This window comes from Streptomyces sp. NPDC047917, from assembly GCF_043204345.1.
Lineage (GTDB): Bacteria > Actinomycetota > Actinomycetes > Streptomycetales > Streptomycetaceae > Streptomyces > Streptomyces sanglieri.
Window position 1 is genome coordinate 671624 of record NZ_JBIDCA010000002.1, and the last position, 17745, is coordinate 689368.

Genomic DNA, 17745 nt, shown 5'->3' on the forward strand with positions numbered 1-17745 from the left:
TGGGCCGCACTCCTCAGGAGTGCGGCCCACGGTCGTTCGTCCGGGCGTGACGGGTGCGTCAGTCGCGGCTGCCGCCGCCGACGTGGTGCACCCGGACCATGTTGGTGGTGCCGGGGATGCCGGGGGGCGAGCCGGCCGTGATGACCATGGTGTCGCCCTCGTTGTAGCGGCCGAGCTTCAGCAGCTCGCCGTCGACCAGGTCGACCATCGCGTCGGTGTTGTCCACGTGCGGCACGACGTGGGCCTCGACGCCCCAGCTCAGGGCGAGCTGGTTGCGGGTGGACTCGTCCGTGGTGAAGGCCAGGATGGGCTGCGCCGCGCGGTAGCGGGAGAGCCGGCGGGCCGTGTCACCGGACTTGGTGAAGGCGACCAGCGCCTTGCCGTTCAGGAAGTCCGCGATCTCGCAGGCCGCACGGGCCACCGAACCGCCCTGGGTACGGGGCTTCTTGCCCGGCACCAGCGGCTGCAGGCCCTTGGAGAGCAGCTCCTCCTCGGCGGCCACGACGATCTTCGACATCGTCTTGACGGTCTCGATCGGGTAAGCGCCCACGCTGGACTCGGCCGACAGCATGACCGCGTCCGCGCCGTCCAGGATCGCGTTGGCGACGTCGGACGCCTCGGCGCGGGTCGGCCGCGAGTTGGTGATCATCGACTCCATCATCTGGGTCGCGACGATCACCGGCTTGGCGTTCCGCCGGCAGAGCTCCACCAGGCGCTTCTGCACCATCGGGACCTTCTCCAGCGGATACTCGACGGCCAGGTCACCACGGGCGACCATCACACCGTCGAACGCCATGACGACGCCCTCCATGTGCTCGACGGCCTGCGGCTTCTCGACCTTGGCGATGACGGGGACCCGGCGGCCCTCCTCGTCCATCACCTTGTGGACGTCCTTGACGTCGTCCGCGTCCCGCACGAAGGACAGCGCCACCAGGTCGCAGCCCATCCGCAGGGCGAACCGCAGGTCGTCGACGTCCTTCTCGGACAGGGCCGGGACGTTGACCGCCGCGCCGGGCAGGTTGATGCCCTTGTGGTCGGAGATGACACCGCCCTCGATGACGATGGTCTTCACCCGGGGGCCCTCGACCGCGACGACCTTCAGCTCGACGTTGCCGTCGTTGATCAGGATCGGGTCGCCCTTGGCGACGTCGCCGGGCAGGCCCTTGTAGGTCGTGCCGCAGATCGACTTGTCACCGGGGACGTCCTCGGCGGTGATGGTGAACTCGTCCCCGCGGACCAGCTCGACGGGGCCCTCGGCGAACTTCGCCAGGCGGATCTTCGGTCCCTGGAGGTCGGCGAGCACACCGATCGCCCGGCCGGTCTCGGCGGCGGCCCTGCGGACCCGGTCGTAACGACCCTGGTGCTCCTCGTGGCTGCCGTGACTGAAGTTGAAGCGGGCCACGCTCATGCCGGCCTCGATCAGAGCGACGAGCTGCTCGTGGGAGTCGACGGCGGGACCGAGTGTGCAGACGATTTTGGAACGGCGCATGAGGCGGATCCTATCGGTTTGTTTCGCTACGGAATATTCCGTCTGGCGGAAGGTACAAAGGGGCGCGGGGGTGCTCAGTTGTGGGCCTGTCCGACGGGGGTGTGGGCCTGCCCGACGAGCGCGAAGATCTGTACGGCGATCTCCAGCTCCTCGTCCGTCGGCACCACGGCCACCGCGACCCGCGCGTAGTCCGGCGAGATCAGCCGGGGCTCACCGGACCGCACGGCGTTCAGATCCGCGTCCACCACCAGGCCGAGCTCCTCCAGACCGGCGATGGCAGCCTCCCGCACCGGTGCCGAGTTCTCCCCGACCCCCGCCGTGAACGCCACGGCATCCACCCGGCCGAGGACCGCCGAATAGGCGCCGATGTACTTCTTCAGCCGGTGCACGTAGACGTCGAACGCCAGCGCCGCGCGCTCGTCGCCCTCGTCGACCCGGCGCCGGATCTCCCGCATGTCGTTGTCGCCGCAGAGCCCGACCAGGCCGCTCTTCTTGTTGAGCAGTTCGTCGACCTCGTCCGCCGACATCCCCGCGACCCGCATCAGATGGAAGGTGACGGCCGGATCGATGTCCCCGGAGCGGGTGCCCATCACCAGCCCCTCCAGCGGGGTCAGCCCCATCGAGGTCTCCACGCACCGGCCACCGGCCACCGCCGACGCCGAGGCGCCGTTGCCCAGGTGCAGCACGATGACATTGACCTCCTCGGGGGTGCGTCCCAGCAGCTCGGCGGTCCTGCGAGAGACGTACGCGTGCGAGGTGCCGTGGAACCCGTAGCGCCGGATGCGGTGCGCGTCGGCGGTCTCGGTGTCGATCGCGTACCGCGCCGCGTACTCCGGCATCGTCGTGTGGAAGGCCGTGTCGAAGACCGCCACCTGCGGAAGGTCCGGCCGCAGGGCCTGAGCGGTACGGATGCCGGTGATGTTCGCCGGATTGTGCAGCGGGGCCACCGGGACCAGGCGCTCGATCTCCTTCAGCACCTCGTCGTCGATCACCACGGGCTCGGTGAACCGCAGTCCGCCGTGCACCACCCGGTGGCCGATCGCCGCCAGCTGCGGGGAGTCCAGCCCCAGCCCGTCGGCCGCCAGCTCCGCCGCCGCCGCCTTCAGCGCCGCCTCGTGGTCGGCGATCGGACCGATCCGCTCCCGCCGCTCCGCGCCGCCGCCGGTCAGCGGGGTGTGCACCAGACGGGAGGTCTCCTCGCCGATCCGCTCGACCAGCCCCACCGCGAGCCGGGTGCGGTCGCTCATGTCCAGCAGCTGGTACTTCACCGACGAGGAGCCGGAGTTGAGGACCAGCACGCGGTACGCGCCCGGTGTGCTGGAACCCGCGGTGGTCGGGGTGGTCATCCGGTTCACTCCTTGCCCTGCGCCTGGATCGCCGTGATCGCCACGGTGTTGACGATGTCCTGGACGAGCGCGCCCCGGGACAGGTCGTTGACGGGCTTCCGCAGCCCCTGGAGCACCGGCCCGACGGCCACCGCGCCCGCCGAGCGCTGCACGGCCTTGTAGGTGTTGTTGCCGGTGTTCAGGTCCGGGAAGATCAGCACCGTCGCCTGGCCCGCCACCTCGGAACCGGGCAGCTTCGTCGCGGCGACGCTCGGCTCCACCGCGGCGTCGTACTGGATCGGGCCCTCGATCCGCAGATCCGGCCGGCTCGCACGGACCCGGTCGGTCGCCGCGCGCACCTTGTCGACATCGGCGCCCGAGCCCGAGGTGCCCGTCGAGTACGACAGCATCGCGATCCGCGGCTCCACGCCGAACCGGGCGGCGGTGGCCGCCGACTGCACCGCGATGTCGGCGAGCTGCTCCGCGTCCGGGTCCGGATTGACCGCGCAGTCGCCGTACACCAGCACCTTGTCGGCGAGGCACATGAAGAAGACGGAGGAGACGATCGAGGCGTCCGGCTTCGTCCCCCCGTCGCCCGCCGCCACCCTGCCTGACGAGCTGCGCTCGGCCCCCTTCGTTCTTATGATCTCGAAGGCCGGGCGGATCGTCGCCGCGGTGGAGTGCACGGCCCCGGAGACCATGCCGTCCGCGAACCCCTCCTGGACCATCAGGGTGCCGAAGTAGTTGACGTCCGCGACCACGTCGTACGCCAGCTCGACCGTGACCCCGCGGTGGGCCCGCAGCTGGGCGTACCGCTCGGCGAAGGTCTGGCGCAGCTCGGAGGTCTGCGGGTCGACGAGCTGCGCACCGGCGAGATCGATGCCGAGGTCGGCGGCCTTCTTGCGGATGACGTCGGGGTCGCCGAGCAGGGTGAGCTCGCAGACGTCGCGGCGCATCAGTACGTCGGCGGCGCGCAGCACCCGCTCCTCGGTGCCCTCCGGCAGGACGACCCGGCGACGGTCGGCGCGGGCCTGCTCCAGCAGTTCGTGCTCGAACATCATCGGGGTGACGCGGCCGCTGCGGGCCACCGAGATCCGCTCCAGCAGGGCGCCGGTGTCCACATGGCGCTCGAAGAGGCCCAGCGCGGTCTCCGCCTTGCGGGGCGTCGCGGCGTTCAGCTTGCCCTCCAGGGCGAAGAGCCGGGCCGCGGTGGGGAAGGATCCGCCGGCCACCGACACGACCGGGGTGCCCGGTGCGAGTCGCGCGGCCAGCCTGAGTATCTCCTCGCCGGGGCGCTCGTCCAGGGTCAGCAGCAGCCCCGCGATGGGCGGCGTCCCGGCGCTGTGCGCGGCCAGCGAGCCGACCACCAGGTCGGCCCGGTCCCCGGGCGTGACCACCAGACAGCCCGGCGTCAGCGCGTTCAGCATGTTCGGCAGCATCGCGCCGCCGAAGACGAAGTCCAGCGCGTTCCTCGCCAGCCCGGAGTCGTCGCCGAGCAGCACCGTGCCGCCGAGCGCCGCGGTGATCTGGGCGACGGTCGGCGCGGAGAGCGCCGCGTCGTCGGGCAGGACCGAACAGGGGACGGGCAGCGTGGCCGTCAGCCGCTCCGCGATGGCGTCGCGGTCCTCGGCCGCTACCCGGTTCACGATCATCGCGACCACGTCGCAGCCCAGCCCGGCGTACGCCCGGTAGGCGTTGCGGGTCTCGGCCCGTACCGACTCCGCGGTCTGGCCCTTCCCGCCGACCACCGCGATCACCGAGGCGCCGAACTCGTTGGCCAGCCGGGCGTTGAGCGCCAGCTCGTCGGGGAGCTGGGTGGCGGCGAAGTCGGTGCCGAGCACCAGCACCACCTCGTACTTCTGGGCCACCTGATGGAACCGGTCGACCAGCCGGGACACCAGCTCGTCCGTGCCCTGCTCCGCCTGGAGCGCGGACGCCCCGTGGTAGTCCAGCCCGTACGCCGACCCGGGGTCCTGGGAGAGCCGGTAGCGGGCCCGCAGCAGTTCGAACAGCCGATCGGGTCCATCGTGGACGAGCGGCCGGAACACCCCGACCCGGTCCACCTGACGCGTCAGAAGCTCCATGACTCCCAGATCGACGACCTGCCGGCCGTCTCCCCGGTCGATCCCGGTCACGTACACGCTGCGCGTCACGCGTGTTCTCCCGTCCAATTTCGGTTTGGGATGGTATTGCCATGTTGACGATACCCGCGGGGGCCGAGGCGTCGCCCGCCGGGCGAGGTGCCCGTACCGGGGTGAGGGGGAGCACCAGGTCCGGACCTGGCATGGGACACTCGTCGTGGCTCACGGTACGGGGGATTCTGTGGACGTCCCCCGAAATGCACGGCACTAGCGAGCAGGAGACAAGGCACGATGCGCATCGGAATTCTCACCGCAGGCGGCGACTGCCCAGGTCTGAACGCAGTGATCCGGTCGGTCGTGCACCGCGCCGTGGTGGGCCACGGCGATGAAGTCATCGGCTTCGAGGACGGGTTCAAGGGACTCCTCGACGGTCACTTCCGCCCCCTCGACCTCAACGCGGTCAGCGGCATCCTCGCCCGTGGCGGCACCATTCTCGGCTCGGCCCGGCTGGAGCGCGACCGGCTGCGCGAGGCCGCCGAGAACTGCGCCGAGCTGAGCCGCCGTTACGGCATGGACGCCCTCATCCCGATCGGCGGCGAGGGCACCCTCACCGCCGCCCGGATGCTGTCGGACGCCGGGATGCCCGTCGTCGGCGTTCCCAAGACCATCGACAACGACATCTCCGCCACCGACCGGACCTTCGGCTTCGACACCGCGGTGGGCGTCGCCACCGACGCCATAGACCGTCTCAAGACCACCGCCGAATCGCACCAGCGGGTCATGGTCGTCGAGGTGATGGGCCGGCACGCGGGCTGGATCGCGCTGGAGTCCGGAATGGCGGGCGGCGCACACGGCATCTGCCTTCCCGAGCGCCGCTTCGAGGTCGAGGACCTGGTGAAGATGGTCGAGAAGCGCTTCGCGCGCGGCAAGAAGTTCGCGGTCATCTGTGTGGCCGAGGGCGCGCACCCGGCGGAGGGCTCGATGCCGTACGCCAAGGGCGAGATCGACCAGTTCGGCCACGAGCGCTTCCAGGGCATCGGCAACCGGCTGGCCATCGAGCTGGAGAAGCGGCTCGGCAAGGAGGCCAGGCCGGTCATTCTCGGCCATGTGCAGCGGGGCGGCACGCCGACCGCGTACGACCGGGTGCTCGCCACCCGCTTCGGCTGGCACGCGGTGGAGGCGGCGCACCGGGGCGACTTCGGCAGGATGACCGCGCTGCGCGGCACCGACATCGAGATGGTTCCGCTTGCCGACGCGATCACACAGCTCAAGACGGTGCCCAAGGACCGGATGGACGAGGCCGAGTCGGTCTTCTGACCCCGGCAGGCCCCGGTCGCGCGGCAGCGGACCGGGGGTGACGACCCGGCGGCCCTGACTGTCCCCCCGTGGACGGTCAGGGCCGCTTGCCGTTCCCCCGGCGTCCGGGAGCCGTTCCGGATGGTCGGATCCGGACGGGCCGCGGTGCCGGAAACAACTCTTGAGCCCGCGGACCGGATCAACAAGGCTTGTCCCTGTCCGGGACATGTCCCAACCTTGTCCGGGCGCGGAATCCAGGGGAGAGGCACAGCAGATGGTCGTCGACGGCAGAGCTCCGGATCCTCGTGAGGCGCGCAGCGCACCCGAGTTCATCGCCCTGTTGCGGTTGCTCAAGGACGTGTCGGGCCTGACGTTCCGTGAACTCTCCCAGCGGGCCGAAGTGGTCGGGGACGTGCTGCCGCGCTCCACGATCGCCAACATGCTGGGGCGTACGTCGGTGCCGCGCGAGGAACTCCTCGCCGCCTTCGTACGGGCCTGCGGCTGCGGGCCCGAGCAGGTGGCGGACTGGCTCGCCGTACGCAAGGAACTCGCCGTGCGCGGGGAGCGGGCCGGGACGGCGCAGGCGTCCGTGACGGCACCGGAAGCGACCGCCGGGCACTCGTCCGAACCGCCCGCCGTCCTCCTCCCCGAACCGCCCGCCGTCCTCCTCCCCGGACCGCCCACCGTCCCCCTCCCCGGACCGTCCCCGGCCCGCCGGCGCCGGCCGGGGACCGTCGTGGTGGCCGCCGTCGCGCTCGTCGTGCTCGCCGCCGCCGCGGTGACCGTCACCCTCCTCCTGCGGGACGACGACCGGCCGGAATCCCGCCGGGTGACCGGGCCGGTGGCCGGGCGTGCGGTGCAGATACGGTCCGTGCACTCCGGGTTCTGCCTCTCCGAGAAGCGGGACAGCGACAGCGGGGAGCTGTACCAGGTGCCGTGCGAGCAGGAGACGATCCCGCGTTTCTCCCTGGGACCACTGGCCGGTGACGCCTGGCGGATCGTGACCGATCACCCGGTGCACCTGAAGGGCTGCACCGGCGTGTGGAACGGGATACGGGACGCCGAAGCACCCTTGCAGGACCAGGAGTGCGGCAAGCGCGGTGACGCGGAGGAGTTCCTGATCGAGCCCGTCGGCCGTCCCGTCGAGGGGTACCGCATCCGTCCCGTCCACACCCGCCTGTGCGTGGGTGCCGAGGGGAACAGCAAGGAGCGCGGCGCCGAACTGGTGCAGACGGGCTGCGACCGGGCGGACCGGGGAAACCTGTTCTCCTTCGACCCGGTGGCCGCGGAGACGGCCGGCGGCTGAGCACCCGCGGGGGGAGGGGCCGGACGCCTCAGCGGCCGTCGGGCCCCGGCACCCCCGCCGCCCGCCAGAACCGTTGCAGGATCTCCGCCAGGAACACCCGTCCCTCGTCGCCCGTGGTCCCGGCCCGCTCCGTACCCGTGCTGCTCCAGCTCAGCGTCGACACCATCAGCGCCTGGTAATCGGTGTGCAGTTGTTCCAGCACGTCCTGGAGGAAGCCGCGCTCCAGCGGCACCAGCTTCGCCACCGGCCGCAGCTGCGCCTGCCAGCGGGTGGTCACCGCGCCGCGCAGCAGCTCCGCCAGTTCCTCGTCCCGGCCGGACACCGTCACGAACCCGGCCGGCGTCAGTTCCAGCACCTGGGCGAGCGCCGCGGACTGGCGTTCGTTGCCGCGCCAGCGCCCCGACTCCTCCATCCGCCGATACGCGGAGGCGGTCAGCCCCAGCAGCCGCGCCAGCTCCTCCACGGCCAGCTCCCTGGCCACCCGGTGCTCCCGCAGGGTGCGTGCGGCGGTGAGGAGTTCGGCCGGAGAACACCACAGCACCCCGGCCAGCGCGGTGAGTTCGTACTCGGTCGGCGAGGCGAGCCCGCGCTCCCAGGCGACGACCGTATCGGTGCTCACCCGGAGCCCGTACTGGGCACCGAGACCGTAGGCGACATGGCCGGGAAGCATCCCCAGGGCCTCGCGCAGGCGGCGCGCGGCGGGGGCGTTGAACGGCGGGGACGGGTGCACGGCCCCACCGTAGGAGTCAAGGCATGGAATGACTACGGTGTGTTCCACCGATATCCACGGATCGTAGGAACGTCCTAAGGGCCGTGGGCCGTACGGGTTCAGCGGTGCTGGGTCACCCACCGGTAGTACAGCTCCGGGCGGCCGATCTGGCCGTACTGCGGGCTGCGCACCGCGCGCCCCACCGTCACCAGGTGCTCCAGATAGCGGCGTGCGGTGATCCGCGAGATGCCCAGCTCCTCCCCGGCCGCCGACGCCGTCACCCCGTCCGGGGCGGCCCGCAGCGCCCGGGTGACGGCCTCCAGCGTCGGGCCGCTGAGCCCCTTCGGCAGCTGGGCCGGCTGCGGGGCGCGCAGCGCGCCGAGCGCCCGGTCCACCTCGTCCTGGCCGCTCGCCTCGCCGGCCGCCGCTCGGAACTCCGCGTAGCGCACCAGACGGTCGCGCAGGGTGGCGAAGGTGAAGGGCTTCAGCACGTACTGGACGACCCCGAGCGACACCCCCTCCCGGACCACCGCCAGATCCCGCGCCGACGTCACCGCGATGACGTCCGCCGAGTGTCCGGCCGCACGCAGCGAGCGCAGCAGCTGCAGGCCGTGCCCGTCGGGCAGATACAGATCCAGGAGCAGCAGATCGACCGGGGTACGGTCCAGCGCCCGCACCGCCTGGGCCCGCGAATGCGCGACGGCCGCCACCGTGAACCCGGGAACCCGGCCCACGTACAGCCGGTGGGCGTCCGCGGCGACGGGATCGTCCTCGACGACCAGCACCTGGATCACGCCGTGGCCTCCTTCGTGGTGTGCGCCGTGCGGCCGGCGACTTCCAGCGGCAGCCGCACCGTGAACCGCGCACCGCCGTCCGCACCGGCTTCCGTACCGGCCTCCGCATCGCCGGCCGCACCGGCTTCCGCGGCGGTCTCCGTACCGGTCGCCGCGGCGTCGGCCGTGCCGGTCCCCGTGCCGCCGTCCAGGGTGACCGTGCCGCCGTCCGTGCCGCCGTCCGTGCCGCCGTCCGTGCCGCCGTCCAGGGTGACCGTGCCGCCGTTGCGGTGCACCGCCTGCTTGACGAGGGCCAGGCCGATTCCCCGGCCGGTGCCGTGCGTCGACCAGCCGCGGTCGAAGACCGCGGCGGCGTCCTGCGGGCCGATCCCGGCACCGGTGTCGGCGACCCGCAGTAGCAGCTCGCCCTCCCCGGCCAGCGCGGTGACGGTGACCCGGGCGCGGGCGGCCCGCCCGCCCCCTCGCTGGGCGGGCACGGACCCGGGCCCCGCACCGGTCACCGCCTCCGACGCCGCGTCCACCGCGTTGTCGATGAGATTGCCGAGGATCGTCACCAGATCCCGGTGCGACAGCGTCGCCGGCAGGTCGCCGTCGTCGATCAGGCTGTCGTCCGCGAGCACCAGCTCCACCCCTCGTTCGTTCGCCTGCGCCGCCTTGCCGAGCAGCAGTGCCGCCAGCACCGGTTCGGCGACCGCCCCCACCACCCGGTCGGTGAGCGCCTGGGCCAGTTCCAGCTCGGCGGTGGCGAAGCCCACCGCTTCCTCCGCCCGGCCCAGTTCGATCAGCGAGACGACGGTGTGCAACCGGTTCGCCGCCTCGTGCGCCTGCGAGCGCAGGGCCTGGGTGAACCCCCGCTCGGAGTCCAACTCACCGGACAGCGCCTGGAGTTCCGTGTGATCGCGCAGCGTCACCACGGTGCCGCGCTGCTCCCCGCCCACCACCGGGCGGGTATTGACCACGATCACCCGGTCCGTCGTCAGATGCAGCTCGTCGACCCGCTCCTCGGAGGCGAGCAGCGCACCGGTCAGCGGCGCCGGCAGATCCAGCTCGGCGACCCTGCGCCCCACCGCACCCGGCCCCAGACCGAGCAGCTCCCGGCCCGCGTCGTTGATCAGCGCGATCCGGCGCCGCCCGTCGAGCATCAGCAGCCCCTCGCGCACCGCGTGCAGCGTGGCCTGGTGGTAGTCGTGCAGCCGGCTCAGCTCGGCGGCGTTCATCCCGTGCGTGTGCCGCCGCAGCCGGGCGTTGATCACGTACGTGCCGAGACCGCCGAGGGCGAGCGCCCCGCCCGCCGCCAGCCCCAGTGCCCCGAGCTGCGCCCGCACCTGGGAGGAGACCCGCTCGACCGTGATGCCCGCGCTGACCAGGCCGGTGATCCTGGAGCCGTCCCGGATCGGTGTGACGACCCGGATCGAGGGGCCGAGCGTGCCGGTGTACGTCTCGGTGAACGTCTCGCCGCGCAGCGCCCGCGCGGTGTGCCCGAGGAACTGCTCGCCGATCCGGTCGGAGTCCGGGTGGGTCCAGCGGACCCGCTGCGGGGACATGATCGTGACGAAGGCGATCCCGGTGTCCCTGCGGACCCGCTCCGCGTACGGCTGGAGCACGGCGGACGGGTCCGGGGTGCCGATCGCCTCCCGTACCGACGGCGAATCGGCGATCGCCAGGGCGGCCGCCCTGACCTGCCGGGCCGCGGTCTCCTTCGCCTGCTCGCTGCCGGACGCGTACGCGAAGAACGCGCACCCCGCCACCACGGCCGCCACCAGCACCACCTGCATGGCGAAGAGCTGACCGGCCAGGCTGCGCGGGCGGGTACGGGGGCGGGGGAGACGCATGGCCACAGTCTGCCTGGCCGAAATCCGATGAACGAAATGCACGCAACGGTGACCGGCGTCACAGGGAGCGAGATATTCGCCAAGGGTTCTTCCGGCTCCCATCCGCCGGGCAGCCCTTGCACCCCCAGGGACGGGGGAGTTACCGGACGAGCCGAGGAGAACCCCCCGTGGGAGTGGCAGCCGCCAAGCGGGACCGCACGCACTATCTGTATCTGGCCGTGATCGCGGCGGTGGGGCTCGGCATCCTGGTGGGCTTCGCGGCCCCGGGCGTCGCCGTCGAGCTCAAGCCGATCGGCACCGGCTTCGTCAACCTGATCAAGATGATGATCTCGCCCATCATCTTCTGCACGATCGTGCTGGGCGTCGGGTCGGTGCGCAAGGCCGCCAAGGTCGGCGCGGTCGGCGGCCTCGCCCTCGGCTACTTCCTGGTGATGTCGACCGTCGCGCTCGCCATCGGTCTGCTCGTCGGCAACCTCCTGGAGCCCGGCCAGGGCCTCCACCTCACCGAGGCGGTACGCGCCGCCGGTGAGAAGCAGGCCGCCGGGGCGAGCGAGTCCACCGCCGACTTCCTGCTCGGCATCATCCCGACCACGATCGTCTCCGCCTTCACCGAGGGCGAGGTGCTCCAGACCCTGCTCGTCGCGCTGCTCGCGGGCTTCGCGCTCCAGGCCATGGGCTCGGCCGGTGAACCGGTGCTGCGCGGCATCGGCCACATCCAGCGCCTCGTCTTCCGCATCCTCGCCATGATCATGTGGGCGGCCCCGGTCGGCGCGTTCGGCGCGATGGCGGCGGTGGTCGGCGAGACCGGTGTCGACGCGCTGAAGTCCCTCGCGATCATCATGATCGGCTTCTATCTGACCTGCGCGATCTTCGTCTTCGTGGTGCTCGGCACCATCCTGCGGCTGGTCGCCGGGGTCAACCTGATCGCGTTGCTGAAGTACCTGGGCCGCGAGTTCCTGCTGATCCTCTCCACCTCCTCCTCCGAGTCCGCGCTGCCCCGGCTCATCGCCAAGATGGAACACCTCGGCGTCAGCCGCCCGGTCGTCGGCATCACCGTGCCGACCGGCTACTCCTTCAACCTCGACGGCACCGCGATCTACCTCACGATGTCCTCGCTCTTCATCGCCAACGCGATGGGCGACCCGCTGAGCGCCGGTGAGCAGATCTCGCTGCTGCTCTTCATGATCGTCGCCTCGAAGGGCGCGGCCGGAGTCACCGGCGCGGGCCTGGCAACCCTCGCGGGCGGCCTCCAGTCGCACCGCCCCGGCCTGGTCGACGGCGTCGGCCTGATCGTCGGCATCGACCGCTTCATGAGCGAGGCCCGGGCCATGACGAACTTCGCGGGCAACGCGGTCGCCACCGTCCTGGTCGGCACCTGGACCAAGGAGATCGACAAGGAGCGGGTGGACCGGGTGCTCTCCGGCGCGCTCCCGTGGAACGAGCAGATGCTCAACCAGGACGCCGACGCGCACGGCGTCCCGGAGCCGCGCGAGGGCGACGAGCGGCGCGCGGTGGCGAAGGCGTAACCACACCGGGCACCGGAAGCGGGCACCGGAAAGGGGCCGTCGCGGGGATTCCCGCGGCGGCCCCTTCGCGCTTGCCTTGACGTCCGCGTCAAGGTCTACGGTCGAGGACATGCGAATCGGGGAGCTGGCCGAACGGGCCGGGACGACCACGCGGACTCTGCGCTACTACGAGTCCCGCGGACTGCTGCCCGCGCGGCGGACCGGCAACGGTTACCGCGCGTACGACGAGGACGATCTGCGCCTCGTCCAGCAGATCCGCACCCTTCAGGACTTCGGCTTCGAGCTGGAGGAGACCCGGCCGTTCGTCGACTGTCTGCGGGCCGGCCACCCCGCCGGTGACGCCTGCCCCGCCTCGCTCGCCGTCTACCGGCGCAAGCTCGGCGAGCTCGACTCGCTCATCGAACAGCTCCGCACGGTCCGCGCCGAGGTGGGCGCACAGCTCGCCAGGGCCGAGCTGGAGGCCGGGGCGGTACTCCCCGGCGGTCCGGAACCACGTTGTGAACTGGGAGGATGACAGATGATTCATGCAGAGGGCGTGGCCGAGGTCACCGATGCCACCTTCGACGCCGAGGTGCTCGCGGCGGACGGCCCGGTGCTCGTCGAATTCACCGCCGACTGGTGCGGCCCGTGCCGACAGCTCGCCCCGGTGCTCAGCGCCGTGGCCACCGAACTGACCGGGCGCATGGAGGTCGTCCAGCTGGACATCGACACCAGCCCCGGCGTAGCGAGCCGGTACGCGGTGCTCTCCGCACCGACCCTGATGGTCTTCCGGGGCGGTGAACCCGTGAAGGCGATGGTGGGCGCCCGCCCCAGGCGCAAGCTCCTCCAGGAGCTGGAGGAGGTCTTCGAGACGGCGTGAGGCGGGCGCGACCGGGACCACGGAACGTCCCGGGAAGAAATCCCTACAGGATTTCGATGGCATTGACCTTCGGTACGTTCGAATACTTGATATTCGAATTCCGGGCGATTTTCACCACATCGCCATTGGCGTCGTAGTACTTCACGTCGTTGTTTCCCGTGGAGATCTGGTCGACCCACCACCCGCCGAAGTCGATTTTCCCGCGATTCGCATAGCAGTCCACGCTGTCGCGCCCGCTGCCGTTGTGCGACCAGATCTTCAGGAAGCCCGCGTCCGGGTCGCAGGTGACGTGGTCGATGGCGGAAGCAGTGCCGACCGGGCCGGCCAGGGTGAACGCGGCGGCTGCGGCGAGCGCCGCGGCCATCGTGCGCATGACGTTCCTCGTTCTTGAGATCATGGTTTCCCCTTGAATCGAATATGGAACCAGGAGCCCACTCCGTCAGGCGTGGACATCGGCGCTTGGTAAGCATCGTATGAAGTGGATCATCGATTCAGGAGGGTGCCGGAGGGAAATCACCTGAACGTGAATGCGTGGGCCACGGACACCGGAAAGGAATCGGCCACACGCTGGTGAATTCCGGCTCACACCGGCTTGAACCAGACCGTCGCCAGCGGCGGCAGCGTCAACACGATGCTGCCGGGCCGGCCGTGCGAGGCCACCGGTTCGGGCTTCAGCGGTCCGCCGTGGAGCACGTCGCTGCCGCCGTACCGCGCGGCGTCGGTGTTCAGCGCCTCCGCCCACGCGACCCGGTCACCGGGCACCCGGGGGACGCCCACGCGGTAGTCGTGCCGCACCACCGGGGAGAAATTGCTGACCGCGAGAAGCGGTGAGCCGTGCGCGTCGTAGCGCAGGAAGGCGAAGACGTTGTCCTCGGCGGCGCCGCCGTCCACCCAGTCGAAGCCCTCCGGCACGGTGTCGCGCTGCCAGAGCGCGGGAGTCTCGGCGTAGACCGTGTTCAGATCGCCCACCAGGGTGCGCACGCCCCGGTGGTCGCTCTCCGCCGCGTAGGAGGGGTCGAGCAGCCACCAGTCCGGGCCGTGGCCCTCCGACCACTCCGCTCCCTGGGCGAACTCCTGTCCCATGAAAAGGAGTTGTTTGCCGGGGTGGGCCCACATGAAGCCGAGGTAGGCGCGGTGGTTGGCGCGCTGCTGCCACCAGTCGCCGGGCATCTTGGAGACCAGCGACCGCTTGCCGTGCACCACCTCGTCGTGCGAGATCGGCAGGACGTAGTTCTCGCTGTACGCGTACACCATCGAGAAGGTCATCTCGTTGTGGTGGTACTTGCGGTGCACCGGCTCCTTCGACACGTACTCCAGCGAGTCGTGCATCCAGCCCATGTTCCACTTCAGCCCGAAGCCGAGGCCCCCGAAGCCGCCGGGTCCGGTGTGGTGGGTGGCGCGGGTGACGCCGTCCCAGGCGGTGGACTCCTCGGCGATGGTCACCACACCGGGATTGCGGCGGTAGACGGTGGCGTTCATCTCCTGGAGGAACGCGACGGCGTCCGGATTCTCCCGGCCGCCGTGCTCGTTGGGGGACCATTCGCCCTCCTCGCGCGAGTAGTCGAGGTAGAGCATCGAGGCGACGGCGTCCACCCGCAGCCCGTCGACGTGGAACTCCTCGCACCAGTAAGTGGCGTTGGCCACCAGGAAGTTGCGCACCTCGGTGCGCCCGTAGTCGAACTCCAGGGTGCCCCAGTCGGGATGCGCCGCCCGCGACGGGTCCGAGTGCTCGTACAGCGGGCGGCCGTCGAACTGGGCCAGTGCCCAGTCGTCGCGCGGGAAGTGCGCCGGCACCCAGTCGACGATCACCCCGATCCCGGCCCGGTGCAGGGAGTCGACGAGGAACCGGAAGTCGTCGGGGGTGCCCATGCGGGACGTCGGGGCGTAGAAGCCGGTGACCTGATACCCCCACGAGCCGCCGAAGGGGTGCTCGGAGACCGGCATCAGCTCGACGTGGGTGAAACCGAGATCCCTCACGTACGCCGGCAGCTGGGCAGCGAGTTGACGATACGTCAGGCCCGGTCGCCAGGACGGCAGATGGACCTCGTACACCGAGACCGGCGCCTCGTGCACCGGGACGTCCCCGCGGTGCGCCATCCACTCCTGGTCCTGCCACCGGTGGTGCGAGGCCGTCACGATCGAGGCGTTGGCGGGCGGCACCTCGGCGTACCGGGCCATCGGGTCGGCGCGCAGCGTGTGCGAGCCGTCCGGGCGGCAGACGTCGAACTTGTAGAGCGTGCCCTCCCCGATCGCGGGCAGGAACAGCTCCCACACCCCGGAGGAGCCGAGCGAGCGCATCGGGAAGCCGGTGCCGTCCCAGTAGTTGAAGTCCCCGGCGACCCGCACCCCGCGGGCGTTGGGCGCCCACACGGTGAACCGGGTGCCCGCCACCCCCTGGTGCTCCATGGGCTGTGCGCCCAGGGCGGTCCACAGCTCCTCGTGCCGGCCCTCGCCGATCAGATGCAGATCGAGATCGCCGAGCGCGGGCAGGAAGCGGTACGGGTCATGCACCTCGGTCTCGTTGTCGTCGTAGGCGACCAGCAGCCGGTACTCGGGCAGCTCGGGCATCGGCAGCAGCCCGGAGAAGAACCCGTCGCCGTCGTCGTGCAGCTGGGCCCGCAGCCCCTTGGCGAGCACGGCCACCGAGCGGGCGTACGGGCGCAGCACCCGGAAGGTCACCCCGCCCCGGACCGGGTGGGCGCCGAGCAGGTCGTGCGGGGCGTGGTGCTCGCCGGCCAGCAGCCGGCCCCGGTCGCCGTCGTCGAGGGGGTGTGCCCGCCGTACGCCCCGGCCTGCGGCGTTGCGGCGGGGGCGCGGCTTCGCGGCGGGGGCCGCCGCCTCGGGTGCTGGGGGCTTGACCTGGGGGGTCTCGGTGGGGGCGGGCGTTTTGCGGGACGGCTTGCGGGCGGTCACGGGGACAGCCTCCTCGGAGGGGGTCGGGGAAAGGAGCGGGGGAGCGGCGGCGGGCGGCGCGTGCCGGGCCGTCAGTCGTCGGCGGCGGCCAGGCGGTGGATCGCGGCCATCGGGACCGGCAGCCAGTCGGGCCGGTGCCGTGCCTCGTACAGCACCTCGTACACGGCCTTGTCGGTCTCGTGGGCGCGCAGCAGCTCCGGTTCGCCGCGCGGGTCGGCGCCCGACGCGCGGGCGTACCCCTCGCAGTAGGCGGTCCGGCAGCGGGCCGCCCAGTCGGCGTTCCACGGGCGGTGCGAGCGGGCCGCGTAGTCGAAGGAGCGGAGCATCCCGGCGATGTCGCGGACCGGGAGCTGCGGCCGGCGGCGTTCGGGCAGCGGCCTGGCCGGTTCGCCCTCGAAGTCGATCAGTGACCAGAAACCGTCGGCCGCGCGGAGCGTCTGGCCGAGATGGAGATCGCCGTGCACCCGCTGGGCCGCCCGGTCGCGTGCCCGGTGCCCCAGCGCGGCCACCGCGTCGAAGGCGGTGCGCAGCCCGGGGACGTACGGCACGAGTTCCGGTACCGCCTGGGCGGCGGCCTCCAGCCGGCGCACCATCGCGGCGGCCAGGTGCTCGGTCTGGGCGCGGTGCAGGGCGGGCGTCGGCAGGGCGGCGGCCAGCGCGGTGTGCACCTCGGCGGTGGCCCGGCCCAGCGCGTGGGCCTCGTCGGTGAAGTCCCGGCCCTCGGCCAGGGCGCGCAGTGCGAGCTGCCAGCCGTCCTGCGCGCCGCTCAGGAACGGCTGGAGGACGCCGAGGGTGAGCGGCTCCGTGGCGGTGGCGGCCTCGAACCAGGCGACCGGGGCGGGCACCCGCCCGCAACCCTCCCGTGCCAGCGCGAGCGGCAGCTCCAGATCGGGGTTGGTGCCCGGGAAGATCCGGCGGAAGATCTTGAGGATGTACGCGTCGCCGTAGACGAGCGAGGTGTTGGACTGCTCGGTGTCGAGCACCCGCGGCGCGAGGCCCGCCGCGATGGCCGGGCCGCTCCGGTCGAAGCGCAGCGCGCCCAGGGTGCCGGGGGTACGGAATCGTTCCAGCAGAAGTTCGGCCAGGCGCGGATCGTGCAGCGCCTCGTAGACGGTGCGGCCGGTCAGCGGCCCCTCGGTCACCCTGCCGATGAGCGCGGGTGCCAGCCGGGGCGGCAGCATGGACCGTACGCCGAGCAGCAGTTGGTAGCAGTCGTCCGGTGACCGCTCGGGCGTGGCCGGCTGTTGGACCTGGACCAGCAGATGGAGCAGCCCGGTTCCGGTTCCGGCGGCGACGGGACCGGTGCCCACCGGCAGTATCTCGGTCGCCGACACCAGCGAGAACGCGGTGATCGGCCGCCCCTTGCCCGCGAACCACCGCTGGCGGGGCAGCCATTCGTACAGCAGGGGGGCGAGAGACGGGAGCAGGGCTGGGCTGTCGGCCAGGGCGACCCGAAGGGATGCAGCCTCCGACATGGCATCGCGTCCTTTCCCCGGGCACACCACAGGATGCGAAGAGTGTCCCGGATTGCGGCAATAGCTGTCCGGCTGTGCGGGACGTGTCGGGTCAGGATGGTCCGTACGGACTCGACTCGATGGGATCAAAACGCCAGATG

General features: G+C 71.6%; 14 protein-coding genes. 5 read left to right on the forward strand and 9 right to left on the reverse strand.

The window, feature by feature from the left end; all coding sequences use genetic code 11:
- Positions 1 to 58: 58 nt before the first annotated feature.
- From pyk to pta, 3 genes are all read right to left on the reverse strand, one after another.
- The gene (pyk, locus tag ACGF8B_RS06670; RefSeq protein WP_124716322.1) at positions 59 to 1489 is read right to left on the reverse strand and encodes a pyruvate kinase; all 1431 of its coding nucleotides are present in this window, start codon (positions 1487 to 1489) and stop codon (positions 59 to 61) included.
- Between the two features lie 74 nt (positions 1490 to 1563).
- The gene (locus ACGF8B_RS06675; protein WP_392735360.1) at positions 1564 to 2835 is read right to left on the reverse strand and encodes an acetate kinase; all 1272 of its coding nucleotides are present in this window, start codon (positions 2833 to 2835) and stop codon (positions 1564 to 1566) included.
- Between the two features lie 5 nt (positions 2836 to 2840).
- On the reverse strand, positions 2841 to 4967 hold the full coding sequence (gene pta, locus ACGF8B_RS06680; RefSeq protein ID WP_392735362.1) for a phosphate acetyltransferase: 2127 nt from the start codon (positions 4965 to 4967) through the stop codon (positions 2841 to 2843).
- 219 nt (positions 4968 to 5186) lie between these two features.
- Here pta and ACGF8B_RS06685 point away from each other — a divergent pair, with 219 nt between their 5' ends.
- Complete coding sequence (locus tag ACGF8B_RS06685; RefSeq protein WP_392735364.1) at positions 5187 to 6212, forward strand: ATP-dependent 6-phosphofructokinase; 1026 nt, start codon at positions 5187 to 5189, stop codon at positions 6210 to 6212.
- A 253-nt stretch (positions 6213 to 6465) separates the two neighbouring features.
- A complete protein-coding gene (locus ACGF8B_RS06690; protein WP_392735365.1) occupies positions 6466 to 7497 on the forward strand; it encodes a helix-turn-helix domain-containing protein in 1032 nt (343 codons plus the stop codon).
- 28 nt (positions 7498 to 7525) lie between these two features.
- On the opposite strand, the gene ACGF8B_RS06695 is transcribed toward ACGF8B_RS06690, so the two are convergent.
- From ACGF8B_RS06695 to ACGF8B_RS06705, 3 genes are all read right to left on the reverse strand, one after another.
- A complete protein-coding gene (locus tag ACGF8B_RS06695) occupies positions 7526 to 8167 on the reverse strand; it encodes a helix-turn-helix domain-containing protein (RefSeq protein WP_392735496.1) in 642 nt (213 codons plus the stop codon).
- 158 nt (positions 8168 to 8325) lie between these two features.
- Positions 8326 to 9000 carry a response regulator gene (locus tag ACGF8B_RS06700; protein ID WP_392735367.1) on the reverse strand — a complete coding sequence of 225 codons (675 nt, stop codon included), beginning with the start codon at positions 8998 to 9000 and terminating at the stop codon, positions 8326 to 8328.
- Positions 8997 to 10832, reverse strand: a complete 1836-nt coding sequence (locus ACGF8B_RS06705; protein ID WP_392735368.1) for an ATP-binding protein — start codon at positions 10830 to 10832, stop codon at positions 8997 to 8999. Before ACGF8B_RS06705 ends, ACGF8B_RS06700 begins: the two co-directional genes overlap by 4 nt.
- 167 nt (positions 10833 to 10999) lie before the next feature.
- Here ACGF8B_RS06705 and ACGF8B_RS06710 point away from each other — a divergent pair, with 167 nt between their 5' ends.
- From ACGF8B_RS06710 to trxA, 3 genes are all read left to right on the forward strand, one after another.
- Entirely contained in the window at positions 11000 to 12358 is a 1359-nt protein-coding gene (locus tag ACGF8B_RS06710) for a cation:dicarboxylate symporter family transporter (RefSeq protein ID WP_392735369.1), read from the forward strand.
- Between the two features lie 109 nt (positions 12359 to 12467).
- On the forward strand, positions 12468 to 12872 hold the full coding sequence (locus ACGF8B_RS06715) for a MerR family transcriptional regulator (RefSeq protein ID WP_342284795.1): 405 nt from the start codon (positions 12468 to 12470) through the stop codon (positions 12870 to 12872).
- Positions 12873 to 12875: 3 nt separating this feature from the next.
- Positions 12876 to 13217: a thioredoxin gene (gene trxA / locus ACGF8B_RS06720; protein ID WP_342284793.1), complete on the forward strand. Its 342-nt coding sequence runs from the start codon at positions 12876 to 12878 to the stop codon at positions 13215 to 13217.
- 43 nt (positions 13218 to 13260) lie between these two features.
- Here the strand turns inward: trxA and ACGF8B_RS06725 are convergent, their stop codons facing one another.
- The 3 genes from ACGF8B_RS06725 to ACGF8B_RS06735 all read right to left on the reverse strand — a co-directional run bounded on the left by ACGF8B_RS06725 (position 13261) and on the right by ACGF8B_RS06735 (position 17605).
- The gene (locus ACGF8B_RS06725) at positions 13261 to 13614 is read right to left on the reverse strand and encodes a beta/gamma crystallin domain-containing protein (RefSeq protein WP_392735372.1); all 354 of its coding nucleotides are present in this window, start codon (positions 13612 to 13614) and stop codon (positions 13261 to 13263) included.
- Between the two features lie 185 nt (positions 13615 to 13799).
- A complete protein-coding gene (glgB, locus tag ACGF8B_RS06730; RefSeq protein ID WP_392735374.1) occupies positions 13800 to 16130 on the reverse strand; it encodes a 1,4-alpha-glucan branching enzyme in 2331 nt (776 codons plus the stop codon).
- Between the two features lie 71 nt (positions 16131 to 16201).
- Positions 16202 to 17605 (reverse strand): maltokinase, encoded by a 1404-nt coding sequence (locus tag ACGF8B_RS06735; protein WP_392735375.1) that lies wholly within the window; start codon positions 17603 to 17605, stop codon positions 16202 to 16204.
- Positions 17606 to 17745: the final 140 nt, after the last annotated feature.

What these genes read in the sequence shown, in the direction of transcription:
- ACGF8B_RS06705 (WP_392735368.1), bottom strand. Translation starts at nt 10,832, where the DNA reads ATGCGTCTCCCCCGCCCCCGTACCCGCCCGCGCAGCCTGGCCGGTCAG.
- ACGF8B_RS06690 (WP_392735365.1), top strand. Translation starts at nt 6,466, where the DNA reads ATGGTCGTCGACGGCAGAGCTCCGGATCCTCGTGAGGCGCGCAGCGCA.
- ACGF8B_RS06685 (WP_392735364.1), top strand. Translation starts at nt 5,187, where the DNA reads ATGCGCATCGGAATTCTCACCGCAGGCGGCGACTGCCCAGGTCTGAAC.
- ACGF8B_RS06675 (WP_392735360.1), bottom strand. Translation starts at nt 2,835, where the DNA reads ATGACCACCCCGACCACCGCGGGTTCCAGCACACCGGGCGCGTACCGC.
- ACGF8B_RS06725 (WP_392735372.1), bottom strand. Translation starts at nt 13,614, where the DNA reads ATGATCTCAAGAACGAGGAACGTCATGCGCACGATGGCCGCGGCGCTC.
- trxA (WP_342284793.1), top strand. Translation starts at nt 12,876, where the DNA reads ATGATTCATGCAGAGGGCGTGGCCGAGGTCACCGATGCCACCTTCGAC.
- ACGF8B_RS06735 (WP_392735375.1), bottom strand. Translation starts at nt 17,605, where the DNA reads ATGTCGGAGGCTGCATCCCTTCGGGTCGCCCTGGCCGACAGCCCAGCC.
- ACGF8B_RS06695 (WP_392735496.1), bottom strand. Translation starts at nt 8,167, where the DNA reads ATGCTTCCCGGCCATGTCGCCTACGGTCTCGGTGCCCAGTACGGGCTC.
- pyk (WP_124716322.1), bottom strand. Translation starts at nt 1,489, where the DNA reads ATGCGCCGTTCCAAAATCGTCTGCACACTCGGTCCCGCCGTCGACTCC.
- ACGF8B_RS06715 (WP_342284795.1), top strand. Translation starts at nt 12,468, where the DNA reads ATGCGAATCGGGGAGCTGGCCGAACGGGCCGGGACGACCACGCGGACT.